Origin of the sequence: Aestuariivita sp. (assembly GCF_049276915.1) — a bacterium.
Taxonomy (GTDB): domain Bacteria; phylum Pseudomonadota; class Alphaproteobacteria; order Rhodobacterales; family Rhodobacteraceae; genus Aestuariivita.
In genome coordinates, this window is sequence record NZ_JBASXK010000051.1 from 30,180 (window position 1) to 54,847 (window position 24,668).

Sequence of the window (24,668 nt, forward strand, 5' to 3'; positions counted from 1 at the left end):
CGGCAATCCGGCAGGACCCTTCAGAGCGGAATGACCTCGCCCGCGCCCACATGCGGTGTGCCAAGCGCCGCATGAAACGCCGCCATGTATTCGAACTCGACACAATGCATGGGCAACAGCAACTCGGGTGCCATGCGGCGAAAATAGTCGATCGTGGCTTCGATCGGCGGATCCTCGGCAGCCATCAGGTGAAAGCCGCCGATCACGGCGCGCAGCGGCAGGCCCGTGACGGCCATGGCATGCTCGCAGATGTTGCAGATGTTGCAGATTCCCGCATGCGCGCATCCGCTGACAATCACGACACCCGTCGGGATCTCGAAGGCAAGGGCGGTGTCATCAGGCATCGGATCGTCGAAAAACGCGCCCCTCTCGAACGGGGTTACCCGCGGGATTTCGCCCAGAAACCACGCGCCAGGCATCATCTGTGTCGCTGTCGTTTCGGTCTGGATGTCGAAATCATCAGACAGAACCTGATGAATGCGCGCGTAATCGGCGTGTATGGTCTTGTCGTCGGTGTCCAGAACAGCGGTCAGGATACGCGGGTGCAGGATCAGCCGTTTCCTGTCGGTGACCTGATGATGCAACAAGCCTCGCGTGTGATCACGGTGAAAATGCGACAGCGCGATCATGTTGACCGTGTCGAGATCAATTTCCGCAATCGCGGCATTGCGCTGCCATATATCCGAGAACCCGGTATCGAACAGGATCGTCTGATCGCCATAACCGATCAGCGCGGAAAAGCCCCATTCGGCCTGCCACACCATCCCCGTCGCGAGGTTTTCGCACAGAATACGGATCTCCATACGGGCAGCCTGGCGCGCTTTCCAGCCTGTGCCCAGCGCTCAACTCACGCGGCGGCCATGACACCAGACCGAACGCACCACTGGCATCTGACCGATGCGCGCCACGCGCACCAGATCGGCATACATCCCTTCGGCGATCCGACCCCGATCCGTCAGCCTTGTTGCCTGCGCAGGGGCGGCCGTAACCGTCGCCAGGCCACGCGGTAAATCCCCCCAGAGATCCGCCAGCAGAAATGCCCCGGTCAGCAAGGCCGATGGCACATAGTCAGAGGACAGAATGTCCAGCAACCCGGCCTCGGCCAGTTCATGCGCGGCCACATTGCCCGAATGCGACCCGCCCCGGATCAGATTGGGCGCGCCCATCATAACCGCAATACCGTGATCCTGACAGGCTACAGCGGCTTCCTGCGTAGTCGGGAATTCCGCCAGGCGGATCCCATGGGACGCAGACACATCCACCTGCCCGCGCGTGGTATCATCATGGCTTGCCAGGATCGCTCCGAGCCGCGCGGCCTCGGTCACGGCGACCGCCTCGTGGCGCTCTCCATGCTGATCGCGCAGGGTCTTGAGGTTCTCCACATGGGCTTCGAACTCGGCGTCGGTCAGGTTGTTCTTGCCCTGCACATAAAGCTTCAGCTTGGAGAGATCGCGAAACTGCCGTTGCCCCGGCGTGTGATCCATCAGGCTGACCAGACCAACGCGGTCCTCGGCCGTGAACTCGGCCAGTTCCTCTTCCAGAGTTTCCGAGCACAGCTCGGCACGCAGATGCAGGTAATGTGAAATCTTCAACGCCCCGCTCTTGCGCATCTCCATCAACTCGGAGGCCAGAGGGCGCGCATATTTCAGATAGCGCCCCTTGCCCGATGGGATCGATCCGACCCGCATCGCGTCAAACACCGTGGTGATCCCCACGCTGGCCAATTCCCCGTCATGGGCCAGAATGGCCGGCCCATGGGGCCAGTCCACGCGCGGGCGCGGCTGGATGTGACGCTCAAGATTGTCGGTATGCAGCTCGATCAGACCAGGGATGAGCAGATCACCCTCCATATCCAACGCGCCGGGTGCCTGCGTAGGCCCGTCGGATATCTCGACAATCCGTCCATCGCGCATGACAAGCGTGCCAAAGCGCAGTTCGTCCTCCAGAACCAGCCTGGCATTTGTAATCAGGGTGTCTTGCACGTCGGGTCACCTTTCAAAGGGTCAACTGTTTCAGACCTGCTCGGGATCAAGCGCGGCGAGGCAAGCGGCCACGCTCTGCTCAAGTGAGCCGGAGTTGTCGATATGGGTTACACTCAAGGACGCCGACAGTGGCGGTGCCACGCGGGCGATACGCGCGGCGATATCATCAGGTGTTTCGCGCCCGCGCCGGGCCAGCCGCATGGCACGAATGTCATCGCTGGCGGTGATGTTGAACACGTGCAGGCCCCCAAAAGCCACCGCCGCCACCGGCAAAACCGAGCGAGACAGGTTGACCATCGCGTCCCGCCCTTCAGCAAGCCGCGCGTGCAGCGAGGACGGGATGCCATAGCGCAGACCATGCGCCTGCCAGTGCAGCGCGAATGCGCCCTCCTTCAGACGTGCCGCGAACTCGGCCTCGCTGACGCTTTCAAACGGTTCGCCCTCGGGATCGCTGGGCCGCGTGATCACCCGCTGCACCCGGTAGATGTCAGGGCGCGCCTGGGCCAGCGCGGCCATGACAGTGTCCTTGCCCGCCCCTGACGGACCAACCACCGCAATCAGGCGTCCCCATCTCATGCCGCCATCCCCGGAGTAAAACGGGTTACATCGATTTCTCGGTCAGCCACCCGGTCGCGCGCGGCCTCGTCATGAAAAATCCCAACAATGGCCGTCCCGCGGGCCTTGGCTTCTTCGATCAGGCCCAGCACAGTTTCACGGTTGGTCGCATCAAGACTCGCCGTCGGTTCATCCAGAAGCATTGCCGGATAGGGATGCGCAAAGCCCCGGGCAATGTTGACGCGCTGCTGCTCTCCGCCCGAAAAGGTCGTCGGTGACAGCGCCCAGAGCGTGCGCGGAATACGCAATCGCTCCAGCAGATCACGCGCACGCGCCAGCGCCACTTGGCGCTCGATCGCCACCGCCAGCAGCGGTTCGGCCACCACCTCAAGGGTCGGCACGCGGGGCACCACGCGCAGAAACTGGCTGACATAACCCAGCCTGTCGCGGCGCAACGCCAGAACATCGCGCGGTTCCGCCCCCACCAACTCAACCCCGGCGATTTTGACCGACCCGGAATCGGCCAGGTAGTTTCCATAAATCATCCGCATGAGCGTAGATTTCCCCGCCCCCGACTGACCGGTCAGCGCGACACATTCGCCCGCGGCCACATCGAAACTTGCCCCCGCCATCACCTGAATTCGTGCACCGCCCTGATTGTGCAGGGTAAAGCTCTTGGAGAGGTTCTCGATCTGGATCATCATATTTAATCCCTTGTGAGTAAACGCTGGCTTCGACGAAGCCTCAGACATGCAGAACCGAAGACACCAGCAGTTGCGAATAGGCATGCTGCGGATCATCCAGAACCTGATCCGTCAGACCGGCCTCGACGACGTGGCCACCCTTCATCACCATGATGCGATGGGCCAGCAACCGCACCACGGCAAGATCATGTGTCACGATGATCGCCGACAATCCCATCTCGCGCACCAGCCCGCGCAACAGATCCAGCAATCGCGCCTGCACGCTCACATCCAGACCACCCGTGGGTTCATCCATGAACACCAATCGCGGCCCTGTCACCAGATTGCGCGCGATCTGCAACCGCTGTTGCATCCCCCCCGAGAAGGACGATGGGCGATCATCCACCCGGTCCTGGCTGATCTCGACCCGGCCCAGCCAGTCTGTCGCGCTTTCGCGGATCTCGCCATAGTGACGCGCACCCACCGCCATCAGCCGTTCGCCGACATTGCCCCCGGCGCTGACGGACATGCGCAGACCATCGCGCGGGTTCTGATGCACAAAGGCCCAATCCGTGCGGCCGAGCATCCTGCGTTCCGGCTCGCTTAACGTCAGCGTGTCGCGCAGACCCTGCCCGCGCATGTCATAGAGCACCTGTCCGCTATCGGGGGCCAGATGTCCGGCCAGACAACTCAGCAAGGTCGACTTGCCCGACCCACTCTCGCCGACGATGCCCATCACCTCTCCGGGATAGAGATCAAAGCCGATATCGCTGCAACCGATTCGGCCGCCGTAGGTTTTGGTGATCTCGCGGACCGACAGTAACGGGGTCATGCCGCCTCTCCCTTTGTGCGGGTTGCGCAATAATCGGTATCAGAACAGACAAACATCCGCCCGCCTGCATCATCCACGATCACCTCATCAAGATAGCTGTCGATCGCACCGCACAATGCACAGGGATGATCGGGTTTGGAGGCCTCGAACGGATGATCCTCGAAATCAAGGCTGACCACCCGCGTATGGGGTGGAATGGCATAGATGCGCTGCTCGCGCCCCGCGCCAAACAGCTGGATCGCCGCCATCTCCATCTTGGGATTGTCGAATTTCGGGATGGGCGAGGGATCCATGACATACCGTCCCTCGACCTTGACCGGATAGGCATAAGCGGTGGCAATCGCCCCGTGCCGTGCGATATCTTCATAGAGTTTCACATGCATCAGCCCGTATTCTTCCAGCGCATGCATCTTGCGCGTTTCGGTCTCACGTGGTTCGAGAAACCGCAAAGGCTCGGGGATGGGCACCTGATAGACAAGGATCTGATCCTCTCTCAGAGGCTCTTCAGGGATGCGGTGGCGGGTCTGGATGACTGAGGCCTCACCCGTCCGTTCCGTCGTGGCAACCCCGGCGGTGTTCTGAAAGAACTTGCGGATCGACACCGCGTTGGTGGTGTCATCCGCGCCCTGATCAATCACCTTGAGGGTATCGTCCGGCGTGAGGCAAGCAGCCGTCACCTGCACGCCACCCGTACCCCAGCCATAGGGCATGGGCATCTCGCGGCTGGCGAAGGGCACCTGATAGCCCGGGATCGCGATTCCCTTGAGGATCGCGCGGCGGATCATGCGTTTTGTCTGCTCATCGAGATAGGCAAAATTATAGTCGGAGTGCGTCATGATCCCATCTCCAGCGTCGCGCCATGCGCTGTGTTGCTTGGGGCAGCCCCAAGAAGAACCTGTTCCAAGCCGCTCATTCCGCGGCCTCCTGATGCGCTGCCCGCGCCTCAGTGCGAAGTTTGCGGATCAGCTCCAGCTCGGATTGGAAATCCACGTAATGGGGCAGTTTGATATGTTCCAGAAACCCGGTTGCTTGAATGTTGTCGGCGTGGCTCAGCACGAATTCCTCGTCCTGCGCCGGAGCGCCCACATTGTCCTCGCCCAGTTCTTCCCAGCGCAGGGCCCGATCCACCAGCGCCATCGAGATCGCCTTGCGTTCGGAATGCCCAAAGACCAGCCCATAGCCGCGCGTGAATTGCGCAGGCTCGGTCTTGGAGCCGGTGAACTGGTTGACGGTCTCGCATTCGGTCAGCAGGATCTCTCCGATTTCGATCGAGAAGCCCAACTCGGCAATCTCCATCTCGACGGGCACCGTGCCCACGCGCATCTCACCCACAAACGGGTGATTGCGCCCGTATCCGCGCTGGGTCGAATAGGCCATGCCCAGCACAAAGCCCTCATCCCCACGGGTAAGCGCCTGCAGGCGCAGGGCACGGTCGGCAGGATATTCCATCGGCGCGCGGGTGATGTCCGCAGGCGTCTCGTCAGACCGGATCTCGGGCTGGATCAGACCATCGCGATTGAGAAATTCGGTGACACGCGGCTTGGGCTCGGGATCAGGCATGGCCTCGGGCGGCGGGCTCAGACCTTCGCTCTCGGCGGCCAGTGCGAAATCCAGAAGACGGTGTGTATAGTCAAAGGTCGGTCCCAGAACCTGACCGCCGGGCAGATCCTTGAAGGTTGCCGAAATACGGCGATCACAAAGCATCGCGCCGGTCTCGACAGGCTTGGAATGACCAATGCGCGGCAAGGTCGTGCGATAGGCGCGGATGAGGAAGATCGCCTCGATCAGATCGCCGCGCGATTGCTTGATCGCCAGCGCGGCCAGATCCGGGTCATAGAGCGAGCCTTCGGCCATCACCCGGTGCACGGCCAGCGAAAGCTGCTCACGGATCTGCGAGAGGCCCAGTTCGGCTACATCCGTATCCCCCCGGCGTTCCTCGGCCAGCCAAGCATGGGCATTGTCGATGGCGCGCTCGCCCCCTTTGACGGCTACATACATCTTACATCGCCTCCACAATCGTACTGCGCGGCAGGCCCGCGATCTGATCGCCTGCGGTCAGGAAGAAATCCAGACCCTGCGGAAACAACGCGCGATTGTCCTGAAACGCCTGCGTTTCCGGCAAGCTCAGATACGCGACCGTTTCGATCCCCGGCCCGGAGAGGCGCGCACCGGTTTGGGCCAGCGTAGCGGTCTCGACAATCAGCGTGGCCGCGCGGTCGGGATATTCGGCACTGCCGATGGAAAAACGATGGAGCGGGCTCAGAGCCTGCCATGTACCAAGGGCAAAAGCGGCCGGTTCGGGGCCCGTGACAGGCGCTCCGATGTGAAAGGCAATCCAGGCGCGGATGTCAGCCGTGTCGTGATCTCCAGCCAGATGAATGGGCGTTTCAGGGTCACACAGCACCAACATCAACGTGGCCGCAGCAGGCGAGACCGGAGTCGGGGCCCGCGCGCCGGTAATCGTCTCGATCCGGCCTGGCCGGGACAGCGCATTCAGCGCGGCACGAAAGCCATGGGCCGCATCATGGGGCGCATTGATGAACCCCCCAGAAAGAGCATCGGCATGCATCAGTCTTCTCCCCGGACCATGGTAAAGAAATCGACCTTGGTGCCCGCAGCCTTGGCCGCGCGCGTGGTGCGCCGTGCGGTCTCTTCGCGTGCCAACGGGTCCAGGACAATGTCCCGGATCTCTGCTGCCGCCGCGCCTTGCATCAATGCGTCGACAACAGCCGCGCGTTCGGCATGGGCCTTCGAGCGGCCCTGCACATAGGCATGACCCACAGTCCCGCAGGACAGGCGCAGTGCGCAGCGGGTCACGGTCATTTCACCCAAGTTGAAGGCACCCCCCGTCCCTCCGGTTCGGCCCCGCACCATGACCCCTCCGGTTTCGGGCGGGCGGAGCCAATCGAAGGCGGGCGCGTCGATTTGCGCATAAATCGCGCTGAGTCGCGCTTCGGGGGCGCGCGCCAGAAGACCCATCCAGGTCTTGCGCGCCTGCGCGGGGTCAGTGTTGGGGGGCAGATCATCAAGCATCTAGACACCTTGCGGATTTGTCTATATTTGTCTATTTATAGACAACTCATACGCCAAACCCGCCCCTCATCACAAGCATGGTTTCGTGAAACTTTGGTGACACATGCCCCGCACGCCAATCTGGAAATCCATCTCGCAGACGCTGGAAACCGAGATTTCCGCGCGTCATTATGGCCCCGGTGACCAGCTTCCCACCGAGGCAGCGCTCTCGGCGCGTTTTGATGTGAACCGGCACACGGTGCGCAGGGCGCTGGCTGAAATGGCCGAGCGCGGGATCGTCCAATCGCGGCGCGGCTCGGGCGTTTATGTCTCGGAAAACCCGGCCACATATCCGATCTCGAAACGGGTGCGGTTTCATCAGAACATCAAGGCCGCCGGTCAGTTTCCGCAAAAACGTGTGTTGCGGCTGGAGACACGGGCAGCGGATGCCAAAGAGGCCGAGGCGCTGCGAATATCCAAGGGCGATGCGCTGCATGTCTATGAGGGGCTGTCGCTGGCCGAGGGCAAACCGATTGCCTGGTTCCAAAGCCTCTTTCCTGCCGAACGCTTTGCAGCGCTGCCCGAGATCCTGAACGAGGTCAGTTCGGTCACCGAGGCGCTGAGACGTTGCGGCGTTGATGATTACACCCGCGCCGAGACCCGGCTGACGGCGGTTGCGGCAACATCCGTGCAAGCAGTGCATCTGCAGGTGCGCGAGGGCGCGCCACTGCTACGCTCGACCGCGCTGAACGTCGATCCGGATCTCTGCCCGGTCGAGTTCGGGATCACCTTTTTCGTATCGGACCGGGTCGTTCTGACGGTAACGCCCGACTGATCACTCGTATTTTTCAAGAAAGGCTTCAGCGGGCAATGTGCGGAACTCACCAAGCCGGGCGCGCAATGTGTCGTGATCCCAATCCCACCATGCCAGCGCCATCATCCGCTCGCCAATCTCTTCTGGCAAACGCGCGCGCAGCGGTTTGGCGGGAAGGCCCGCAACAATCTGGTAGGGGGCGACATCCTTTGTCACCAGGGCACCCGCGGCAACTACCGCACCGGTGCCGATCGTGACCTCTGGTCGGATGACCGCGTTGTGGCCAATCCATGTGTCATGGCCGATATGGGCAATCCGCGCGCGTCGGTGCGCGAAGAAATCCGCATCCGCTTCGGCATCATCCCAGTAATCGGCAGAGCGGTAATGGAAGTGGTGAAGCGAGGCCAGTTCCATAGGGTGATCGGTGGGGCCGATACGTACATAGCTGGCAATATTGGCGAATTTGCCGATGCTTGCATTGGCGATGTCGGCAAAACGGTCGCAATATGAGTAATCCCCCATGCTGACCGCGTTAAGCCGGCTGCCTCGCCCGATTTCGACAAATGTGCCGAACTGGCTGTTGGTGATCTCACATTCGGGGTGAATGAACGGGTCTGTGCTCAGGCGGGCCATGTATCAGCCTTTGATCAGTTTGCGCCGCAGCCAGCCCGACACGGTATCCATCATGATGACCATCAGCACGACAAGGATAATGTAGTAGGTGACCTCTTCCCAGTCTTTCTGCGTTATGATCGCCTGGGTGAGCAAAAGGCCGATGCCGCCGCCGGTAATGGCACCGATTACGGTGGCAGACCGGGTGTTGGATTCCAGGAAATAGAGCACCTGACTGAGCAGGATCGGCGTGATCTGGGGGATGACGCCAAAGCGGTAGCGCTGGATCGGTTTTGCACCGGTCGACTGCACACCTTCGATCTGTTTCTTGTCGACGTTTTCCAGCGCTTCGGAGAACATCTTTCCAAAGGATCCGGTGTCAGTAATGAGGATGGCCAGTGTTCCGGTCAGTGGACCAAGACCGAAGGCGCGGGTCAGGATGATTGTCCAGATCAGCCCGTCCACACCACGCACAAAGTCGAACAGGCGGCGGAATGTGAAGCGGATCCACATGACAGGTGTGAAGTTGCGCGCCGCCAGAAAGGCCAGCGGCAGCGCCACGATAGCCGCGCCCATGGTTCCCAGGAACGCCATCAGAACAGTCTCGAAGATCGCCCAAGCCACATCGGCGTGACGCCACATGTTGTTGTGCCAGAAATCATCCCAGATCTCGCCCGCTTCGCCATTGAAGGCGCGCGCGGCCACCTGGGTCACACTCAGGCCGTGATAGGGGCTGTCGAGGGTAAAGAAGAACAGCTCCCACCCGGCGAAATAGCGAAAGACTTCCGAGCGGTTGCGCGTGACCGAAAGGCGACCTGCCTCGGTTGTGACGGCCAGACGGTTGCGCGAAGAGTTGATCCACTCGGGCAGATCACCGGCCGGAAACTCTTGTATCACACCGTTCGTCGTGCTGGGCGTGGCGCGGATCACACCATAGCCGGGGATGTCATATGTGATGGTTTCAGGGCCGAAGGTGACCACATGGCCATCACCCAGATCAATGACCGTCGTCTCACCCAAGGTCACCCATTCGGGGACAGTGCCATCTGGATACCGTCCCTTGCGCTCGCCCTCGATCGAGGCGCTGACCGCGCCATCGCGATTGTCGCGCGTAATGTGGGTCTTATAGCTGTAGGTATCGGCCATCAGGGCGCGTGCATTGTCGGCGCTGGCGCGTTGCATCAGGCCCGGCACGTCAAAAGCGAAGACCGTATAGATCAGATAGGCCAGGATAACGACAGGAACCATCAGGGCGAAAAGGCGCTTGTGGCGAAAGATCGTGACGGCCTGAAGGCGCAGATCGGCGGTGTCGGCGGTCATGGTCATGCCATCTTTCCTTTGATGGGTGCCCCGTGGGTCAGCCTCTCGCGGAAATGGCCCGAGATCTGATCGACCACGACAATGGTCACGAACAGCAGCAGGAACATCGCCGCCGCTTCGTCATAGCGCCCCTGCCCCCAGCTGATGGCGTTCTTGAGTTCGTATCCGAGGCCTCCGGCACCGACAAAACCCAGAATGGCCGAAGCGCGGATGTTGATCTCGAAACGCAACAGCGCATAGCTGAGCCAGTTCGGGGCCACTTGTGGCACTACGCCCAGGAGCATGCGTTGCGACCAGTTGGCACCGACGGATTCCAGCCCTTCGATCGGTTTGAGATCGGCATTCTCGTTCACTTCGGAGAACAGCTTGCCCAGTGCCCCGACCGTATGAAGCGCAATGGCGATCATGGCGGGCACAGGTCCGCCACCAAGGATAAAGATCAGAACCAGAGCGATCACGATATCCGGGACCGCGCGCAGGATATCCATGAGCCGGCGGATCACGCCGATCAGGCGTGGATACCGGGCCAGACCACGGGTAGCCAGCAACGACAGGATGACAGCGAAGATCGCTCCGATAAGCGTGGCGACAGCTGCAATGTTCACCGTCTCGATCAGGGCGGGCAGATACGTCAGGAAATGGCCCGGAAGCTGGTCGATTTTCGAGATCGCTTCGAGGACAAGTTCTGAGGGGTAGTCAAAGAAATTGCCAATGCCGTCCCAGAACCCGCCGCCATTGCGTGCGGCCGCAGTATTGAAACCGGATACCATGAGCAGCACGAAAATCAGCAGCATCACCCCGGAATACAGCCGTCGCCGCTGAACCTGGGCCATGTAGGTTTCGCGCAGGTCCAGACTGGCCTGACGGGGTGCGGAAAGCTCGCTCATGAAACGCCTCGGTCAAAGAGGCAGGCCCGGATTGGGGCCTGCCTTGGCTGGATCGGATCGGATCAGTTGGATTTCGCTTTGCGCGCTTCGATGATCGACAGATAGGCGTCATGGCCGATCGGGTTGAAGCCCAGCGATTCACCGGCCGAGATGTTATAGGTGCACTCGCGGTCGGTCTCGTACATGTTGTCCACCAGAGCGGTCATGGTGGCTTTGACATCCGCAGGCAGCGAGCTGCGCAGCACGATGGGGCCTTCGGGAATGGGCTTGGATTTCCAGATCTCGACCAGGTCGTTCATGTCGACGATGCCGGAGTCCACGGCCTTGCGCAACGCACCGGAGTTATAGCCGTCTTCCCAGTTGCCCTGACCATCGGCCCATGTCACGCCTGCATCCACATCGCCGTTGTTGACCGCAACAATGGTCTGCTCGTGACCTCCGGTGAATTTCACCTCGCCGAAGTAATCCCCGGACGCCATGCTGGCACCGGTCGTCTGGGGGATCTCGATCGAGGGGATCAGATAGCCGGAGGTGGAGTTGGGATCACCAAAGCCAAAGACCTTGTCCTGCATGTCTTCCAGCGAGGTGATGCCGCTGTCCTTGCGGGCAAACCCGATGGAGTGATAGCCGAATGAGCCGTCCAGGTTGATTTTCACCAGCACGGGCTCGACCGCTTCGGGGTCTTGCAGATAGGTCGCCGCATAGGCCGAGGCACCCAGCCAGGCCATGTCGATGGTGCCGCCCACGAGGCCCTGGATCACGCCTGCATAATCGGCAGGTGCAAAAAGCTTGACCGGAACGCCCAGCGCTTCTTCGGTATAGGCGCGCAGGCATTCATTCGAGTTCAGACGGTCCTGTGCGTTTTCTCCGCCCAGGATCCCGATGCGGAATTCGTCGATGGGATCAGCGGCAAGGGCCGGTGTAACAAGGGCTGTGGTCATCAGGGCAGTGGCAAGTAGCTTTTTCATCGTCTCGTCTCTCCAGTTGATGAAAACCCGCCGCAGGGCAGCGACGGGTGGGTCAAGTCAGGCGTATTCCTTCTTGAGTACGCTCAGGTTCGTGGATGTGGCCTCTTCGGTGAAATCGGCTTCGGCACCATAGATGTCGCGCGCCACACCCAGCGTCAGCTGCGCAGGCGTTCCGTCAAAGACCTTGCGCCCGTCCCGCATGCCGATGATGCGGTCGCAATAGCGGCGCGCGGTATCCAGCGTATGCAGGTTGGCGATGACCGTGCGGCCATCTTCATCATGGATGCGGCGCAGGGCATCCATGACGATCTGTGCATTCATCGGATCGAGCGAGGCAATCGGCTCATCCGCAAGGATCATCTTGGGGTTCTGCATCAGGGCGCGCGCGATGGCGACGCGCTGTTGTTGACCGCCGGACAAGGCTTCGGCGCGCTTGGATGCGTTTTCGGCAATGCCAAGACGCTCGAGGATATCAATCGCGCGGTAGATGTCGTCTTTCGGGAACATGTTGAACATCGTCGCCAGTGTCGAGCGCTGGTTCAGCGTGCCATGCAGCACGTTGGATACGACATCCATCCGCGGCACCAGATTGAACTGCTGAAAGATCATCGCGCAGTCCGATTGCCACGCGCGCTTGGCAGCACCGGTAAGACCGAGAATGTCGCGCCCCTCGAATGTCAGCGACCCAGAGGTCGAATCCGTCAGGCGATTGACCATACGCAGGAAAGTCGATTTCCCAGCCCCCGAGCGACCGATGATGCCAACGAATTGCGGGCGATCCACCTGGAATGTCAGATCATCAACCGCCTTGTTCTGCCCGAACAGCTTGTTCAGGCCAATCACACTCAGCATCGCACACCCCCGCTTCCGATGGGGGCACCATCCACGCAAGGCGTGACACAATTGTAAGGGTTTCTTGAAAGTTTTTTGAAGGCTGGAGGCAGGTCGATTGCAACGCCTGCCCGCTTACCCTGCAATAGGGGGCTGCACTCAGAATTGAGTGGGCAGCCATTCCATCACGGCCGGGCGCACAGATTGATCGCCGCGATGGCGCCCGTCCGAGATGATCTTGCGCAGCTCATCCAGATCAACACGCCGCAGCAGGCTTTTGACCGGCCCGATCGACGCCGGGCGCATGGAGAGTTTGCGCAGCCCGATGGCCGCCAGACAGAGCGCCTCGACCGGGCGGCCCGCATCTTCGCCGCAAAAGGACAGGGGTGTGTCTGTCGATGCACAGCGTTCGACGATCCGTTCGATGAAGGTGAGAAAGCTGACATTCAGCGTGTCATAGCGTCGCCGCACACGTTCATTCTCGCGGTCAGCGGCAAAAAAGAACTGCTTGAGGTCATTGCCTCCAATCGACAGGAAATCGACCTCTTGAAAGAATTTCGGCGGCGCAAAGGCCAGGCTGGGCGTTTCCAGCATCGCGCCGATCTTGATGCTTTGCGGCAGGACATGTCCCAGCTTTTCTTCAAGAGCCAGGGTCTTGTCCACTTCGGCGCGCGCGCGTGTGTATTCGTCAAACTGCGCCACGAACGGAAACATCACCGTCAGAGGGCGTCCGTTCGCCGCCCGGATCAACGCCTGAAGCTGCATGCGCATGACACCGGGTTTATCAAGACCGACCCGGATCGCGCGCCAGCCCAGCGCCGGGTTCGGCTCGTCATTGGGCTTCATGTAGGGCAGCACCTTGTCCGAGCCGATATCCAGCGTCCGGAACACCACTTCCTTGTCCTTGGCCGCATCCAGCACGCGCGCATAGATCGCGCTGAGTTCACTGCGGCGGGGCATCTGGTTGCGTACGAGAAATTGCAATTCGGTGCGAAACAGCCCGACCCCTTCTGCGCCCGAGCTTTCCAGCGAGGGCAAATCCGCCATCAACCCGGCATTCATCACCAGCGAAATCGTCTTGCCGCAGCGGGTTTGTGCGGGTTTGTCCTTGATCGAGACATAGCGCTCTTGCGCCTTTGCCTGCATGGCGATCTTTTCGCCAAAGGCCGAGGCGACCGTATCATCGGGGCGCAGATGGACGAGGCCTTGGTCGCCATCAACCATGATGCGATCGCCATTGAGCGCCTCGGTCGTGATGCGTTTGGCGTGCACGACAAGGGGAATGGCCAGCGCGCGCGCCACGATAGCGGCATGTGAGCCGACCGAGCCTTCCTCAAGCACGATACCCTTGAGCTTGCGATCATATTCCAGCAGTTCCGCCGGCCCGATGTTTCGCGCCACCAGAATCGGGTCTACGGGCATCGCGGCCCCGGTTTCCGCACCCTGCCCTGTCAGAATGCGCAACATGCGGTTGGACAGATCATCCAGATCGCTGAGGCGTTCGCGCAGATAGGCGTCCTGCACCTGCTCCATGCGGGCGCGCGCCATGGATTGCTCCTTTTCCACTGCTGCCTCTGCCGACAGGCCGCTGCGGATATCGTCCTGCATCCGCCGCATCCAGCCCTTGGAATTGGCATACATCCGATAGGCTTCGAGGACCTGCAGCTGATCCTTGTCGCCCCCCGCCGAGGCCGCCAGCATCTTGTCGACACCCACGCGCAGCTCTTCAACGGCACCTTGCAGACGTTCAAGCTCGCGCTCGGGATCATCCGCGATCGGGTTGGTGACGACCACACGCGGTTCATGCAGCCAGACATGCCCCTGCGCGGCACCCTCTTGCGCGGTGGTGCCGCGCAGCAAGACGGATTGCTGGTGGCGTGCAGACAGGGCCGCTCCCTCGCCCACAAAGGCACCCAGTTCAGTCATTTCGGCCAGCACCATGGCCACAACCTCAAGCGCGTAAATCTCATCGGCCGAATATGTTCGCTGGTCCTTGGACTGGACCACCAGAACACCCAGCCTTTCGCCAAGCCGCTGCACCGGCACGCCGAGGAAAGAGGAATAGATCTCTTCGCCGGTTTCAGGCATGAAACGAAAGCCCTTGGCCGAGGGCGCATCGGCGGTATTGATCACCTGCGCGCGTTTGGCCACGCGCCCGACCAACCCTTCGCCCAGCCGCATCCGGGTCTGGTGTACCGCTTCGGGGTTGAGCCCTTGCGTGGCGCAAAGCTCAAGCGTGTCTTCATCGCGAAACAGATAGATCGAGCACACCTCGGTGCCCATGCTGTCAGCGATAAGGTGCGTGATCTTGTTAAGCCGCGCCTGACCGGCAAGTTCCCCGGCCATGACATCGCGCAGACGGACCAGCAGTTTGCGGCTTTCGCTGTCGGTTTGCTCAGACATCGACTTTTGGGCCTCCCCCGAGCGGTATGTTTCCACCGCAACGGGTTAGATCATACCGCCACGCTCTTTGAAACGGGTTTCTGTATATGCTCTGTGACAGAGCGGCATTGGCCGCTGGCATTGATCCGGATTGAGGCACCCAAAGCAAAGGCGTTGTGTCGCCCGTTCCCCTGGCAGAGCAATACGCCAGCAAGACGACCGGCCGGCGGCGGTCAGGCGGTCTTTTCCAGTTCGAACGCATCGTGGAGCGCTTGCACGGCAAGCTCCATGTACTTGCGATCGATCAGAACCGAAATCTTGATCTCGGAGGTTGTGATGACCTTGATGTTGATGCTCTCATCCGAGAGCACCTTGAACATTTTGGCCGCAACGCCGGTGTGGCTGCGCATGCCGATACCGACCACCGACACTTTGGCCACATTGGTGTCTGCAACCAGTTCGGTAAAGTTCAGCGCGCCCGATTTCTTGGTTTCGCCCAGCGCGCGTTCGGCGCGGGCGACCTGATCGGTCGGGCAGGAAAAGGTCATGTCCGTGCGCCCCTCTTCCGAAATGTTCTGCACGATCATGTCGACATTCACGCCCGCATCGCTGAGCGCGGTAAAGATCAGTGCGGCAATACCCGGGCGATCTGCCACAGAGAGCAGTGTCAGTTTGGCTTCGTCACGCGAATAGGCCACTCCGGCCACAACTTTGGATTCCATGATTTCCTCCTCATCGCAGACGAGCGTTCCGGCATCGTCGGATTGTTCCTCAAAGCTCGACAGCACGCGCAATTTCACCTTGTAGCGCATCGCGAGTTCGACCGAGCGGGTTTGCAGCACCTTGGCACCGAGGCTGGCAAGCTCCAGCATCTCTTCAAACGCGATCTTGTCGAGTTTTTGGGCCTTGGAGCAGATGCGCGGATCGGTGGTATATACGCCGTCCACGTCCGTGTAGATATCGCAGCGCTCGGCCTCGAAGGCGGCGGCAAAGGCGACAGCCGTGGTATCTGACCCGCCCCGCCCCAGAGTGGTCACGCGCCCTTCGGGGCTGACGCCCTGAAAACCTGCCACCACGGCCACCTTCATGCCTTCGCCGAATTTGCGCATGATGTTGGCGGGCGGGATGTCTTCGATCCGGGCCGAGGCATGTGTGTCGGTTGTCAGTACCGGCACCTGCCAGCCCTGCCAGCTGCGCGCGGGAATATCCATTTCCTGCAGCGTCAGCGCCATCAGCCCCGCCGTGACGTTTTCGCCGGACGAGACCACGGCATCATACTCGCGCGCATCATAGAGCGGTGAAGTCTCGCGCACCCAGCCCACAAGCTCATTGGTCTTTCCCGACATGGCCGACACGATGACGATCACGTCATAGCCTTTGGCAACTTCGACGCCCACGCGTTTGGCTGCGCGGCGGATGCGGTCGAGATTGGCGACAGAGGTGCCACCGAATTTCATCACGAGAACGGGCATGGGATGTCCTGGCCTTTGGTATTCGCGCCTGCGTGTAAGGAATTGGCCGCGTCTGCGCAAGACGCGCCAGATCTGCGCGTTAATCCGTCTGACGATGGTCTCTGGTCTGCAACCGGAGTGCATGCCCCCGGTTTTCCGCAAGCTGCCCGACAGCCATGTTCTGCCCCCTCGCGTCCCGTGACAGAGGCGTCAATAAGGATGCGCCCGGCCATCCCATGTTTCAAAGCATCCCGTCGTCCCAAGCGAGAGATGCGCAAATCGTGCCATCAGGCCCTCTGCGGCCTCTTTGACCGAGATATCTCCGGCATCCGTTCCCATATCCGTGCGCACCCAGCCGGGATGATAAATGCCGACAGCGATACCATCGGATTTCAGGTCGCTGGCCAGATTGCGGCCCAGATTGAGAACTGCCGCCTTGGAAGCGCGATAGATATAACTTCCCCCCGGCGCGCGGGTGTGGGAGGCCATCTGCGAAGAAATAATGGCAATCTTCGCCCCCCTGGCCCGGCGCAGGTTGGGCAGGAGGGACTGGATTGTCATGAATACACCGGTGACATTGGTCGCGAATGTATCAGCCCACATCTGGGCGGGATATCCGGTTTCAACAGATTGTCCCTTGTCGAGATAGACACCCGCGTTGCACACCAGCAAATCCAGTGGACGATCCCTGAGCGCTTCGGCCATTGCAACCTGTGCCGCGGGATCGCTCACATCGAGAGTCAGCGTTCCTGCTCCATCGCGGCTGGTTGCGATCACGTCGTCGCCTTGTGCGCGATAGCTTTGGGCAAGCTGCGCGCCGATTCCCCGATTGGCACCGGTAATCAGGATATGCATGTCAGTTTGTCTTTCGTGTGGGCCGGAAAGGCAGAGGCATGACCGGAACGCCGTCTTCAATCAGTTTACGCGCCTCTTCCGGTTTGGCCTCTCCGTGGATCGACCGGGCAGGCGCATCTCCTTCATGCATGGCGCGGGCCTGTGCGGCAAAGTTCATGCCCACATAGTCCGAGTTTTTCTCGACATGCTCCTTGAGCTGCGCCAAGGCGGCTTCCTGACTGTTTGCAGGCGTGGACAGTGGGCGGTTTTCCGGCGAAGTCGCAGCCTTGCGGGCCGGGCGCACGTTGGGGGCCATGACGGATTTGGCAACCTCACTGGTGCCGCAGATCGCGCAAGAGATCATGCCGGCACCCAACAGCTTGTCGAATGCGTCAGCCGACTGAAACCAGCTGTCGAAAACGTGGCCGTCGGTGCATTTGAGACTGTAGTTAATCATGTGACTCGCGGGGTCTGAATTCACTCAGAAGTATCCACCCGCGCGCCAATATCAAGGGCGCAGATGTCAGCGCAGGAGCTTTGGGTCGAAATCGCGCAAAATGCGGGCAAGCTCGGGTTCTGCGACGCGGGCGGCCGCGCGTTTGGGCGACATCCATTTGCGCCGCCGTTCGCCTTGTTCCGGATAGACCTTGGCCAGGCTTTTGACCTTGACCGGATAGACCATGGCCACGCAGGGATAACTTACACCCGGCTCGATCATCTTGGCATAGGAAAACAGCCCCAGGCAGCGATCCTCGGCCTTGCCGATCACGCCGGCTTCTTCCCACGCTTCCTTGAGCGCGCTGTCAGCGGGCGTCATGCCATCTTCGGGCCAGCCCTTGGGAACGATCCAGCGACCAGTCCCGCGCGAGGTGATCAGCAGCAGTTCGGTCTTTTCGTCACGCACCCGATAGCACAACGCCGCAAACTGGCTGCGCACGTCATTCTTGGACGCCGCACGAAGTTTGAGGGGAAGTTGTTTGATCATCGGCACCGACACCGGCCTGCTCCTGTTGGTTTCTCAATGTATAGCGTGACTTAGGCGGAAAATCACGTCAATTTCAAAATATATGTCAAATATAGTGTCTGTTTGACGACAGACTACCACGAGTGGATGTCCGCATCTGTCAGGATGGGCCGGGGATAGGTTGGCCCAAGTGCTCAGCCAAACGCGCGACCAGCTCCTCATGCGGTATGTCGGCATCAATCGCCAGGCGTCTGAGCCTGAAGTGAACATGCGCCATTTGCTGATAATAATTTGTGAACGCGTAATTGGTCGCGGCACCGGCCACAGCACCCAGAACAGGCACGGTCTGGGCCGCCAGTTTCTGACCGAGAGCCGCACCCAGACGCGGTGCGACAGCCGCGATCATCTTTTGCATCGCGCGACCGCTCAGCGCCAGGCGCACGGACAAAAAGCCAAGGTCCGCCCCGTCATCATGCGCCAGCGGCCCTGCCGAACCAAAGACGGTCAGACAATCAAATCGCACGCCCTCGGTTGACGGGTCAAAGCCTTGCTCGGCCGCGACACCCTGAATGGTGCGCAACAAAACCGTGGTTGTGACCGGCAGTTCGACCAGCGCTGTTGGCAACCCGCCAAAGCCACCTGCCGCGCCCATCGCGGTTGCCACCACGGTGTTGAGCCAACCCGCCTGATCGGGCACCGCCCTTCGGGAGCTTTCAGCGGCGTCCATCGCAATCACCAGTGCGCTTTGGGTGGCCACATCCAGACGGGCGCGTACCGGATCGGGCAGGCGATCCAACAGGTTTTCAGCCTGCCCGCCCAGCAGGTTGAGAACCTGAATGCCCGGGCCTGCCGCCGCGCGGTAGCGCGCGGCGATGGCGCGCATCTCTTTGTCGACATCAAGCGGTCGGGTGAGGATGATATCTGTCATCGGGTCCTGTCCTTAATGCCTCTAGAAATCGGGATTGAAGGCTGGAATTTCAATGTCACCCGCGCGTCCAGCGTGAAACCGGGCCTGTGACGCCCTCCCAGGCACCGGGGCGCAACTCATGACCCAACACCCTGTCAGGGTTGGTGGGCGGGGGCATGATCACGTCATCCAGACGCTGAAACCCAAAGCGCGAATAATATGGCGCATCGCCTACAAGAATGACCCGCTCCCAGCCCAAGTCCTGCGCCAGATGCAGGCCGGAGCGGATCAGCAAGCCGCCCAGGCCTTCGCCCTGGCGTGTCGGATGAACTGCAACCGGGCCCAACAGCAGTGAATCGTAGTCACCCACATGCACTGGCCAGAAGCGGATTGCGCCTGCCAGAATCCCATCGGGATCGCGCGCAACGCAGGACAACCCCTGCAGCGGCGCGATGTCATCGCGCAGACGGTAAGAGGACAGCGCCTCACGACCAGGTGCAAAACACAGGTCGTACAGCGCCTCGACCTCCCACCAGTCGTCAGGCGTTTCAGGATGAAGTTCGAGCACCGGTTGCCGCTTTGATCAATTCTTTTCGTGGCGTTCGACCTATCATGGCGTTAGGTCTTCGGCAAATCAGACCGGAGAGATGCATGTTCTACAAACCACAAGACGGGCACGGCCTGCCCCACAACCCGTTCAACGCAATCGTCACACCCCGCCCGATCGGCTGGATTTCGACGCGTGATGCGCAAGGGCGAAACAATCTGGCTCCCTATTCGTTCTTCAATGCCACGGCCTATGTGCCGCCTCAGGTCATGTTCACCTCGACCACCACGAAGGACGATCAGGACAACACCAAGGACAGCGTCGCCAACATCCGCGAAACAGGGGTGTTCTGCGTCAATGTCGTTGAATATGCCATGCGCGATGCGATGAACGCCAGCTCGGCCACGCTGCCCAAAGAGGTGGACGAGTTTGTGCATGCGGGTGTGAAAGCTGTCGAATGCGATACGATAAACTGTCCGCGTGTTGATGGGGCTCCGGCGGCACTGGAATGCAAGCTGACGCAGATCATCAACCTCGAGGGCGAGTCGAATTACATGGTGCTTGGTGAAGTCACCGGGATTCATATGCGCGATGATTGTATCCGGGATGGCCGCTTCGACGTCACCGTCTATCAACCGCTCAGCCGCCTGGGCTATCGCGACTATACTCGCATCAAGGATCTGTTCGAACTGGCCCGCCCGGACGATTGAGCCAGCCGCATGTCAAAGAACGCGCCAGAAACCATCACTGTTTCTGGCGCGTTCTCTGGATGGTCGCCAAATCAATCGTCTGTCGTCATCATTTTCCAGATGATCGCGCCGAGCGCCGCACCGACCAGCGGAGCAACCCAGAAAAGCCAGAGCTGTGTCAAGGCGGGCCCATCGGCAAAGAGCGCCACACCCGTCGATCGCGCCGGGTTCACCGAGGTATTTGTTACCGGGATTGAGATCAGGTGGATCAGGGTCAAACCAAGACCGATTGCGATAGGGGCAAACCCGGCAGGCGCACCCGCAGACGTCGCCCCGAGAATGATGATCAGGAAAAAGGCCGTGAGCAGGATTTCGATGATCAGGGCCGAGGTCATGGAATAGCCCTGCGGCGATGCCTCGCCATATCCGTTGGAGGCGAAGCCACCCACACCCTCAAAGCCGGCGGCACCAGACACCACCAGATAGAGCGCCAGCGCCGCCGCAATGGCTCCTGCGACTTGAGCGATCCAGTACGGGATCAGATCTTTGCCCTCAAAACGCCCGGCCAGCATCAGCCCCAGGGATACAGCCGGGTTGAAATGCCCGCCTGATATGTGACCTACGGTGTATGCCATGGTGAGAACGGTCAGGCCAAATGCCAAGGCGACACCCAGCCAGCCGATGCCAACATCCGGCACACCGGCGGCGAGGACAGCAGCACCGCACCCTCCGAATACCAGCCAGAACGTGCCGAAAAACTCGGCCATCAGTTTCTTTGTCATGATGCGGTTCCCTCTTTCTGAATGCGCATTCAACAGGCCTAGCACTGCGTCTGCCTGTTCTCAGAGCGAAAAAACGATTTCGTGGCGGATTTCGCACCGCCATTGTGGCGGAATTGGGTGGGGATCGGCGGATCAATGCCCGCCGATGATCCCTGTTCTGACCGAGTAATCGACTGCGATCTCGTAATCGGGGTCATCATCGCTGTCGACCATCAGATGGCCTGCCTTGTTCAGCAATTGGTGACAATCGCGGCTGAGGTGGCGCAACTGGATCTGCTTGCCTTCGTCTTCATATTTCAGGGCGACGGCTTCGATAGCCTGCAACGCAGAGTGATCCACGACCCGGCTGTCGGCAAAGTCGACGATCACGACCGAGGGATCGTTCCTGGGGTCAAAAAGCACGGCGAAGCCTTCTGCAGAGCCAAAAAACAAAGGGCCCTGCACCTGATAGACCCGCGCGCCTTCGGGCGTTTCATAGGTCTTGGCATGGATGCGCCGGGCGTTGTTCCAGGCATATGCCAGTGCCGAGACGATGACGCCGACCACAACCGCCACGGCAAGGTCTTCCATGACGGTCACGACCGTGACCAGGATGATCACGAAGGCATCCATCAACGGGACCTTGGTCAATATCTTCAGGCTGTTCCAGGCGAAGGTACCGATCACGACCATGAACATCACACCGACCAGCGCGGCAAGCGGGATAAGTTCGATCATCGGGGCCGCAAAGAGAATGAAGATCAGCAGGAACAGCGCCGCAGCCACTCCGGCCACGCGGGTGCGTCCTCCGGATTTCACATTGATCATGGATTGACCAATCATCGCGCACCCGCCCATGCCACCGAAGAAGCCGGTCACCGTGTTAGCCACGCCTTGGGCCAAGCATTCCTGGCTGGCTCCGCCGCGCTTGTTGGTCATCTCTCCGACCAGATTGAGCGTCAGAAGGCTTTCGATCAGACCGATGGCCGCAAGAATGACCGCATAAGGCAGGATGATCCGGAAGGTCTCGAGGTTGAGTGGCACGGAGGGAATGTGAAAGGCAGGCAAGCCGCCCTGGATGGACGCCAGATCGCCGACGCGCGGAACATCAAGCCCGACCGCAATCACCAGCCCTGCCACGATGCCGATACCGGCAAGCGGAGCCGGGATGACTTTGGTGAAGCGCGGCATGCCCCAGATGATGGCCATGGTCAGTGCGACAAGACCCAGCATCAGGGCCATTTCCGCAGGCGGAAGCCATTGCCCGCCGCCCATGCCATGACCGGTGTTTTCCAACGTTCCGGGCACCTTGAATTGCGAAAGCTGCGCAAGGAAAATCACGATCGCAAGGCCGTTCACAAAGCCCAGCATGACCGGATGAGGCACCAGACGAATGAACTTGCCCCATCGCAACACACCGGCTGCGATCTGCAAAAGACCCATCAGAACCACCGTGGCGAAAAGGTATTCCACCCCGTGTTGCGCCACCAGCGCCACCATGACAACCGCCAGCGCGCCTGTCGCCCCCGAGATCATGCCTGGGCGCCCGCCGATCAGCGCAGTGATCAGCCCGACCAGAAACGCCGCGTACAGCCCCACCAGCGGGTGCACCCCGGCCACGAAGGCAAAGGCGACAGCTTCGGGCACCAGTGCAAGAGCAACCGTCAGACCCGACAGCAGTTCGATCCTCAGACGCTCGGGCCCAAAACCCTCTGGCGGGCGTAGCTCGCCCATGGACAGACGTTCAGCGAAGGAAGCAAGCATGGCTCGGGGCAAGGTGTTTTTCCTGACAAGTTCAGCGGGCAAGCCCGCGTGATACGCAATTCGGCCCTCTGGGGCCACCGATCGCAGCGGATAGCTGCTATGCGCCGGACACATAGCTGAATGCAAGAGAATTGCACTGTATTCATATGTACACGTTTCCGGCAGCGACTGTTGCAAGTCTCGCGGCGCTGTCTGAAAGTGTTTGAAACGAACACAGACGAGGCCTTCATGTCAGAGACAACCATAGCCGTGATCGGCGGATCCGGGATTTATGAAATCGACGGGCTTGAGAATGCGCGTTGGCAGACCGTCGAAAGCCCTTTTGGCACGCCGTCCGATCAAATCCTGACGGGCCAGCTTGAGGGTGTTAAGATGGCCTTTCTGCCGCGTCATGGGCGCGGGCATGTCCATACGCCCAGTTCGGTGCCTTACCGCGCAAACATAGATGCGCTCAAACGGCTTGGAGTCACGGATATCATCAGCGTCTCGGCCGTGGGCAGTTTTCGTGAGCAGATGGCACCGGGGGATTTCGTGATCGTCGATCAGTTCATCGACCGCACCTTTGCGCGGGACAAGTCGTTTTTCGGCCCCGGCCTCGTGGCGCATGTTTCGGTCGCCCATCCCACCTGCGCCCGGCTGAGCGATGCCTGCGACACTGCCGCCCGTGATCAGGGCATCACCGTGCATCGTGGCGGCACCTATCTGGCCATGGAGGGGCCGCAATTCTCGACACTGGCGGAATCCAACATGTACCGAACCAGTTGGGGCGCGGATGTGATCGGCATGACAAACATGCCCGAGGCGAAACTCGCCCGGGAGGCCGAGATATGCTATGCCTCAGTGGCCATGGTGACCGATTATGACAGCTGGCATCCCGATCACGGAGAAGTCGATGTCAGCCAGATCATCGCCACCTTGATGGGCAATGCCGACAAGGCACGCGGCATGGTCGCGCGCTTGCCGGCCTTGCTGGGATCTGAACGCGCGCCCTGCCCCTATGGCTGTGACCGCGCGCTGGAATACGCGATTCTGACCGCGCCGGAAAAACGCGACCATGCCATGATCGAAAAGTTGAGCGCCGTCGCAGGACGGGTTCTGGGATGAGCTGTCGCGCGGGCATTTGGAGCAGCGCAACCCGGCGCGCGCAATCCTTCGAGCAAGCGAACGCCAGCACCAGCTTGACAGCGCGGTCGCCGCGCGTCTCTCTGGAGTGGTAATGCGGGGATTTTCTGATGCCACTTGATCTCTGGCTGGCTTTTGTTGCCGCCTCGACTGCCCTGTTGCTCATCCCCGGCCCCACCGTGATGCTGGTGCTGAGCTATGCGCTCTCGAAGGGGCGAAGCGTAGCTGTCGCTTGCGCCAGCGGAGTCGCACTGGGTGATTTCATCGCCATAACCGCCTCTCTGGCTGGTCTGGGAGCATTGGTTCTGGCATCGGCCACGGCTTTCACGATCCTGAAATGGGTCGGGGCCGTATATCTGATCTGGCTGGGGATCAAACTGCTGCGCTCGGCCCCGTCTTCGGGGCTGGAGACATTGACGGCCGAACGCGATATCACAGTGCGCAGCGTGTTTGGCCATGCCTGCGCCGTGACTGCGCTCAACCCGAAATCCATCGCATTCTTCATCGCCTTCGTGCCGCAATTCGTCCAGCCACAGGCCCCTCTCATCCCGCAGTTTGCGATCCTGATCGCCACATTTGTCGGGCTTGCCGCGCTGAATGCCCTGGCCTATGCGCTGCTGGCAGACCGGCTGCGCCAGACGATCGGGCGGCCTTCGGTCATCACATGGCTGACCCGCGCGGGTGGGTCGACCCTGATCGGCATGGGCCTGCTGACCGCCAGTTTACGCCGCGCAAACAGTTAAGAGCTCTC

27 protein-coding genes are annotated in these 24,668 nt (G+C 60.6%); 4 read left to right on the plus strand and 23 right to left on the minus strand.

Annotated features, from left to right (window positions below; translation table 11 throughout):
- Positions 1-20: 20 nt before the first annotated feature.
- The 9 genes from WAO69_RS05440 to phnG all read right to left on the minus strand — a co-directional run bounded on the left by WAO69_RS05440 (position 21) and on the right by phnG (position 7,085).
- On the minus strand, positions 21-803 hold the full coding sequence (locus WAO69_RS05440; protein WP_422177038.1) for an MBL fold metallo-hydrolase: 783 nt from the start codon (positions 801-803) through the stop codon (positions 21-23).
- 39 nt (positions 804-842) lie between these two features.
- The gene (locus WAO69_RS05445; RefSeq protein WP_422177039.1) at positions 843-1,982 is read right to left on the minus strand and encodes an alpha-D-ribose 1-methylphosphonate 5-triphosphate diphosphatase; all 1,140 of its coding nucleotides are present in this window, start codon (positions 1,980-1,982) and stop codon (positions 843-845) included.
- A 30-nt stretch (positions 1,983-2,012) separates the two neighbouring features.
- Entirely contained in the window at positions 2,013-2,558 is a 546-nt protein-coding gene (phnN, locus tag WAO69_RS05450) for a phosphonate metabolism protein/1,5-bisphosphokinase (PRPP-forming) PhnN (protein WP_422177040.1), read from the minus strand.
- Positions 2,555-3,238: a phosphonate C-P lyase system protein PhnL gene (gene phnL / locus WAO69_RS05455; RefSeq protein ID WP_422177041.1), complete on the minus strand. Its 684-nt coding sequence runs from the start codon at positions 3,236-3,238 to the stop codon at positions 2,555-2,557. Before phnL ends, phnN begins: the two co-directional genes overlap by 4 nt.
- Positions 3,239-3,281: 43 nt before the next feature.
- Positions 3,282-4,052, minus strand: a complete 771-nt coding sequence (gene phnK / locus WAO69_RS05460) for a phosphonate C-P lyase system protein PhnK (protein WP_422177042.1) — start codon at positions 4,050-4,052, stop codon at positions 3,282-3,284.
- The gene (locus WAO69_RS05465) at positions 4,049-4,888 is read right to left on the minus strand and encodes an alpha-D-ribose 1-methylphosphonate 5-phosphate C-P-lyase PhnJ (RefSeq protein ID WP_422177043.1); all 840 of its coding nucleotides are present in this window, start codon (positions 4,886-4,888) and stop codon (positions 4,049-4,051) included. Before WAO69_RS05465 ends, phnK begins: the two co-directional genes overlap by 4 nt.
- 73 nt (positions 4,889-4,961) lie before the next feature.
- Positions 4,962-6,050, minus strand: coding sequence for a carbon-phosphorus lyase complex subunit PhnI (locus tag WAO69_RS05470; protein ID WP_422177044.1), 1,089 nt, complete (start codon positions 6,048-6,050; stop codon positions 4,962-4,964).
- A gap of 1 nt (position 6,051) precedes the next feature.
- Positions 6,052-6,621, minus strand: a complete 570-nt coding sequence (phnH, locus tag WAO69_RS05475) for a phosphonate C-P lyase system protein PhnH (RefSeq protein ID WP_422177045.1) — start codon at positions 6,619-6,621, stop codon at positions 6,052-6,054.
- Positions 6,621-7,085 carry a phosphonate C-P lyase system protein PhnG gene (phnG, locus tag WAO69_RS05480; RefSeq protein WP_422177046.1) on the minus strand — a complete coding sequence of 155 codons (465 nt, stop codon included), beginning with the start codon at positions 7,083-7,085 and terminating at the stop codon, positions 6,621-6,623. The genes phnH and phnG overlap by 1 nt, the downstream gene beginning before the upstream one ends.
- 103 nt (positions 7,086-7,188) lie before the next feature.
- On the opposite strand from phnG, the gene phnF reads away from it, so the two are divergent.
- A complete protein-coding gene (gene phnF, locus WAO69_RS05485; RefSeq protein WP_422177047.1) occupies positions 7,189-7,899 on the plus strand; it encodes a phosphonate metabolism transcriptional regulator PhnF in 711 nt (236 codons plus the stop codon).
- Here phnF and WAO69_RS05490 read toward each other — a convergent pair whose 3' ends face one another.
- The 12 genes from WAO69_RS05490 to WAO69_RS05545 all read right to left on the minus strand — a co-directional run bounded on the left by WAO69_RS05490 (position 7,900) and on the right by WAO69_RS05545 (position 19,602).
- Positions 7,900-8,511, minus strand: a complete 612-nt coding sequence (locus WAO69_RS05490; protein WP_422177048.1) for a chloramphenicol acetyltransferase — start codon at positions 8,509-8,511, stop codon at positions 7,900-7,902. It lies immediately after the preceding gene.
- A gap of 3 nt (positions 8,512-8,514) precedes the next feature.
- Positions 8,515-9,816 carry a phosphonate ABC transporter, permease protein PhnE gene (gene phnE, locus WAO69_RS05495; protein ID WP_422177049.1) on the minus strand — a complete coding sequence of 434 codons (1,302 nt, stop codon included), beginning with the start codon at positions 9,814-9,816 and terminating at the stop codon, positions 8,515-8,517.
- On the minus strand, positions 9,813-10,697 hold the full coding sequence (gene phnE / locus WAO69_RS05500) for a phosphonate ABC transporter, permease protein PhnE (protein ID WP_422177050.1): 885 nt from the start codon (positions 10,695-10,697) through the stop codon (positions 9,813-9,815). Before phnE (WAO69_RS05500) ends, phnE (WAO69_RS05495) begins: the two co-directional genes overlap by 4 nt.
- Positions 10,698-10,759: 62 nt before the next feature.
- A complete protein-coding gene (phnD, locus tag WAO69_RS05505) occupies positions 10,760-11,665 on the minus strand; it encodes a phosphonate ABC transporter substrate-binding protein (RefSeq protein ID WP_422177051.1) in 906 nt (301 codons plus the stop codon).
- Positions 11,666-11,722: 57 nt separating this feature from the next.
- The gene (phnC, locus tag WAO69_RS05510) at positions 11,723-12,517 is read right to left on the minus strand and encodes a phosphonate ABC transporter ATP-binding protein (RefSeq protein WP_422177052.1); all 795 of its coding nucleotides are present in this window, start codon (positions 12,515-12,517) and stop codon (positions 11,723-11,725) included.
- Positions 12,518-12,655: 138 nt separating this feature from the next.
- On the minus strand, positions 12,656-14,899 hold the full coding sequence (gene ptsP, locus WAO69_RS05515) for a phosphoenolpyruvate--protein phosphotransferase (protein ID WP_422177053.1): 2,244 nt from the start codon (positions 14,897-14,899) through the stop codon (positions 12,656-12,658).
- 212 nt (positions 14,900-15,111) lie between these two features.
- Positions 15,112-16,350 (minus strand): aspartate kinase, encoded by a 1,239-nt coding sequence (locus tag WAO69_RS05520; RefSeq protein ID WP_422177054.1) that lies wholly within the window; start codon positions 16,348-16,350, stop codon positions 15,112-15,114.
- A gap of 189 nt (positions 16,351-16,539) precedes the next feature.
- A complete protein-coding gene (locus WAO69_RS05525; RefSeq protein ID WP_422177055.1) occupies positions 16,540-17,184 on the minus strand; it encodes an SDR family oxidoreductase in 645 nt (214 codons plus the stop codon).
- Position 17,185: 1 nt separating this feature from the next.
- The gene (locus WAO69_RS05530) at positions 17,186-17,620 is read right to left on the minus strand and encodes a DUF1178 family protein (protein ID WP_422177056.1); all 435 of its coding nucleotides are present in this window, start codon (positions 17,618-17,620) and stop codon (positions 17,186-17,188) included.
- A 66-nt stretch (positions 17,621-17,686) separates the two neighbouring features.
- A complete protein-coding gene (locus WAO69_RS05535) occupies positions 17,687-18,148 on the minus strand; it encodes an NUDIX hydrolase (protein ID WP_422177057.1) in 462 nt (153 codons plus the stop codon).
- A 139-nt stretch (positions 18,149-18,287) separates the two neighbouring features.
- Positions 18,288-19,055 carry an EcsC family protein gene (locus WAO69_RS05540; protein WP_422177058.1) on the minus strand — a complete coding sequence of 256 codons (768 nt, stop codon included), beginning with the start codon at positions 19,053-19,055 and terminating at the stop codon, positions 18,288-18,290.
- A 55-nt stretch (positions 19,056-19,110) separates the two neighbouring features.
- A complete protein-coding gene (locus tag WAO69_RS05545) occupies positions 19,111-19,602 on the minus strand; it encodes a GNAT family N-acetyltransferase (protein ID WP_422177059.1) in 492 nt (163 codons plus the stop codon).
- An 83-nt stretch (positions 19,603-19,685) separates the two neighbouring features.
- Between WAO69_RS05545 and WAO69_RS05550 the strand changes: the two genes are divergently transcribed.
- Complete coding sequence (locus WAO69_RS05550) at positions 19,686-20,291, plus strand: flavin reductase family protein (protein ID WP_422177060.1); 606 nt, start codon at positions 19,686-19,688, stop codon at positions 20,289-20,291.
- A 71-nt stretch (positions 20,292-20,362) separates the two neighbouring features.
- Here the strand turns inward: WAO69_RS05550 and aqpZ are convergent, their stop codons facing one another.
- Complete coding sequence (aqpZ, locus tag WAO69_RS05555) at positions 20,363-21,052, minus strand: aquaporin Z (RefSeq protein ID WP_422177061.1); 690 nt, start codon at positions 21,050-21,052, stop codon at positions 20,363-20,365.
- 132 nt (positions 21,053-21,184) lie between these two features.
- On the minus strand, positions 21,185-22,795 hold the full coding sequence (locus tag WAO69_RS05560) for a SulP family inorganic anion transporter (protein ID WP_422177062.1): 1,611 nt from the start codon (positions 22,793-22,795) through the stop codon (positions 21,185-21,187).
- Positions 22,796-23,023: 228 nt separating this feature from the next.
- Here WAO69_RS05560 and WAO69_RS05565 point away from each other — a divergent pair, with 228 nt between their 5' ends.
- A complete protein-coding gene (locus WAO69_RS05565) occupies positions 23,024-23,899 on the plus strand; it encodes an S-methyl-5'-thioadenosine phosphorylase (protein WP_422177063.1) in 876 nt (291 codons plus the stop codon).
- A 128-nt stretch (positions 23,900-24,027) separates the two neighbouring features.
- A complete protein-coding gene (locus tag WAO69_RS05570) occupies positions 24,028-24,660 on the plus strand; it encodes a LysE family translocator (RefSeq protein ID WP_422177064.1) in 633 nt (210 codons plus the stop codon).
- Positions 24,661-24,668 lie beyond the last annotated feature (8 nt).

Bases quoted from the DNA above. Each gene is read 5' to 3' on its own strand.
- WAO69_RS05440 (WP_422177038.1), bottom strand. From the start codon at position 803: ATGGAGATCCGTATTCTGTGCGAAAACCTCGCGACGGGGATGGTGTGG.
- phnN (WP_422177040.1), bottom strand. From the start codon at position 2,558: ATGAGATGGGGACGCCTGATTGCGGTGGTTGGTCCGTCAGGGGCGGGC.
- phnL (WP_422177041.1), bottom strand. From the start codon at position 3,238: ATGATCCAGATCGAGAACCTCTCCAAGAGCTTTACCCTGCACAATCAG.
- phnK (WP_422177042.1), bottom strand. From the start codon at position 4,052: ATGACCCCGTTACTGTCGGTCCGCGAGATCACCAAAACCTACGGCGGC.
- WAO69_RS05465 (WP_422177043.1), bottom strand. From the start codon at position 4,888: ATGACGCACTCCGACTATAATTTTGCCTATCTCGATGAGCAGACAAAA.
- WAO69_RS05470 (WP_422177044.1), bottom strand. From the start codon at position 6,050: ATGTATGTAGCCGTCAAAGGGGGCGAGCGCGCCATCGACAATGCCCAT.
- phnH (WP_422177045.1), bottom strand. From the start codon at position 6,621: ATGCATGCCGATGCTCTTTCTGGGGGGTTCATCAATGCGCCCCATGAT.
- phnG (WP_422177046.1), bottom strand. From the start codon at position 7,085: ATGCTTGATGATCTGCCCCCCAACACTGACCCCGCGCAGGCGCGCAAG.
- phnF (WP_422177047.1), top strand. From the start codon at position 7,189: ATGCCCCGCACGCCAATCTGGAAATCCATCTCGCAGACGCTGGAAACC.
- WAO69_RS05490 (WP_422177048.1), bottom strand. From the start codon at position 8,511: ATGGCCCGCCTGAGCACAGACCCGTTCATTCACCCCGAATGTGAGATC.
- phnE (WP_422177049.1), bottom strand. From the start codon at position 9,816: ATGACCATGACCGCCGACACCGCCGATCTGCGCCTTCAGGCCGTCACG.
- phnE (WP_422177050.1), bottom strand. From the start codon at position 10,697: ATGAGCGAGCTTTCCGCACCCCGTCAGGCCAGTCTGGACCTGCGCGAA.
- phnD (WP_422177051.1), bottom strand. From the start codon at position 11,665: ATGAAAAAGCTACTTGCCACTGCCCTGATGACCACAGCCCTTGTTACA.
- phnC (WP_422177052.1), bottom strand. From the start codon at position 12,517: ATGCTGAGTGTGATTGGCCTGAACAAGCTGTTCGGGCAGAACAAGGCG.
- ptsP (WP_422177053.1), bottom strand. From the start codon at position 14,899: ATGTCTGAGCAAACCGACAGCGAAAGCCGCAAACTGCTGGTCCGTCTG.
- WAO69_RS05520 (WP_422177054.1), bottom strand. From the start codon at position 16,350: ATGCCCGTTCTCGTGATGAAATTCGGTGGCACCTCTGTCGCCAATCTC.
- WAO69_RS05525 (WP_422177055.1), bottom strand. From the start codon at position 17,184: ATGCATATCCTGATTACCGGTGCCAATCGGGGAATCGGCGCGCAGCTT.
- WAO69_RS05530 (WP_422177056.1), bottom strand. From the start codon at position 17,620: ATGATTAACTACAGTCTCAAATGCACCGACGGCCACGTTTTCGACAGC.
- WAO69_RS05535 (WP_422177057.1), bottom strand. From the start codon at position 18,148: ATGATCAAACAACTTCCCCTCAAACTTCGTGCGGCGTCCAAGAATGAC.
- WAO69_RS05540 (WP_422177058.1), bottom strand. From the start codon at position 19,055: ATGACAGATATCATCCTCACCCGACCGCTTGATGTCGACAAAGAGATG.
- WAO69_RS05550 (WP_422177060.1), top strand. From the start codon at position 19,686: ATGTTCTACAAACCACAAGACGGGCACGGCCTGCCCCACAACCCGTTC.
- aqpZ (WP_422177061.1), bottom strand. From the start codon at position 21,052: ATGACAAAGAAACTGATGGCCGAGTTTTTCGGCACGTTCTGGCTGGTA.
- WAO69_RS05560 (WP_422177062.1), bottom strand. From the start codon at position 22,795: ATGCTTGCTTCCTTCGCTGAACGTCTGTCCATGGGCGAGCTACGCCCG.
- WAO69_RS05565 (WP_422177063.1), top strand. From the start codon at position 23,024: ATGTCAGAGACAACCATAGCCGTGATCGGCGGATCCGGGATTTATGAA.
- WAO69_RS05570 (WP_422177064.1), top strand. From the start codon at position 24,028: ATGCCACTTGATCTCTGGCTGGCTTTTGTTGCCGCCTCGACTGCCCTG.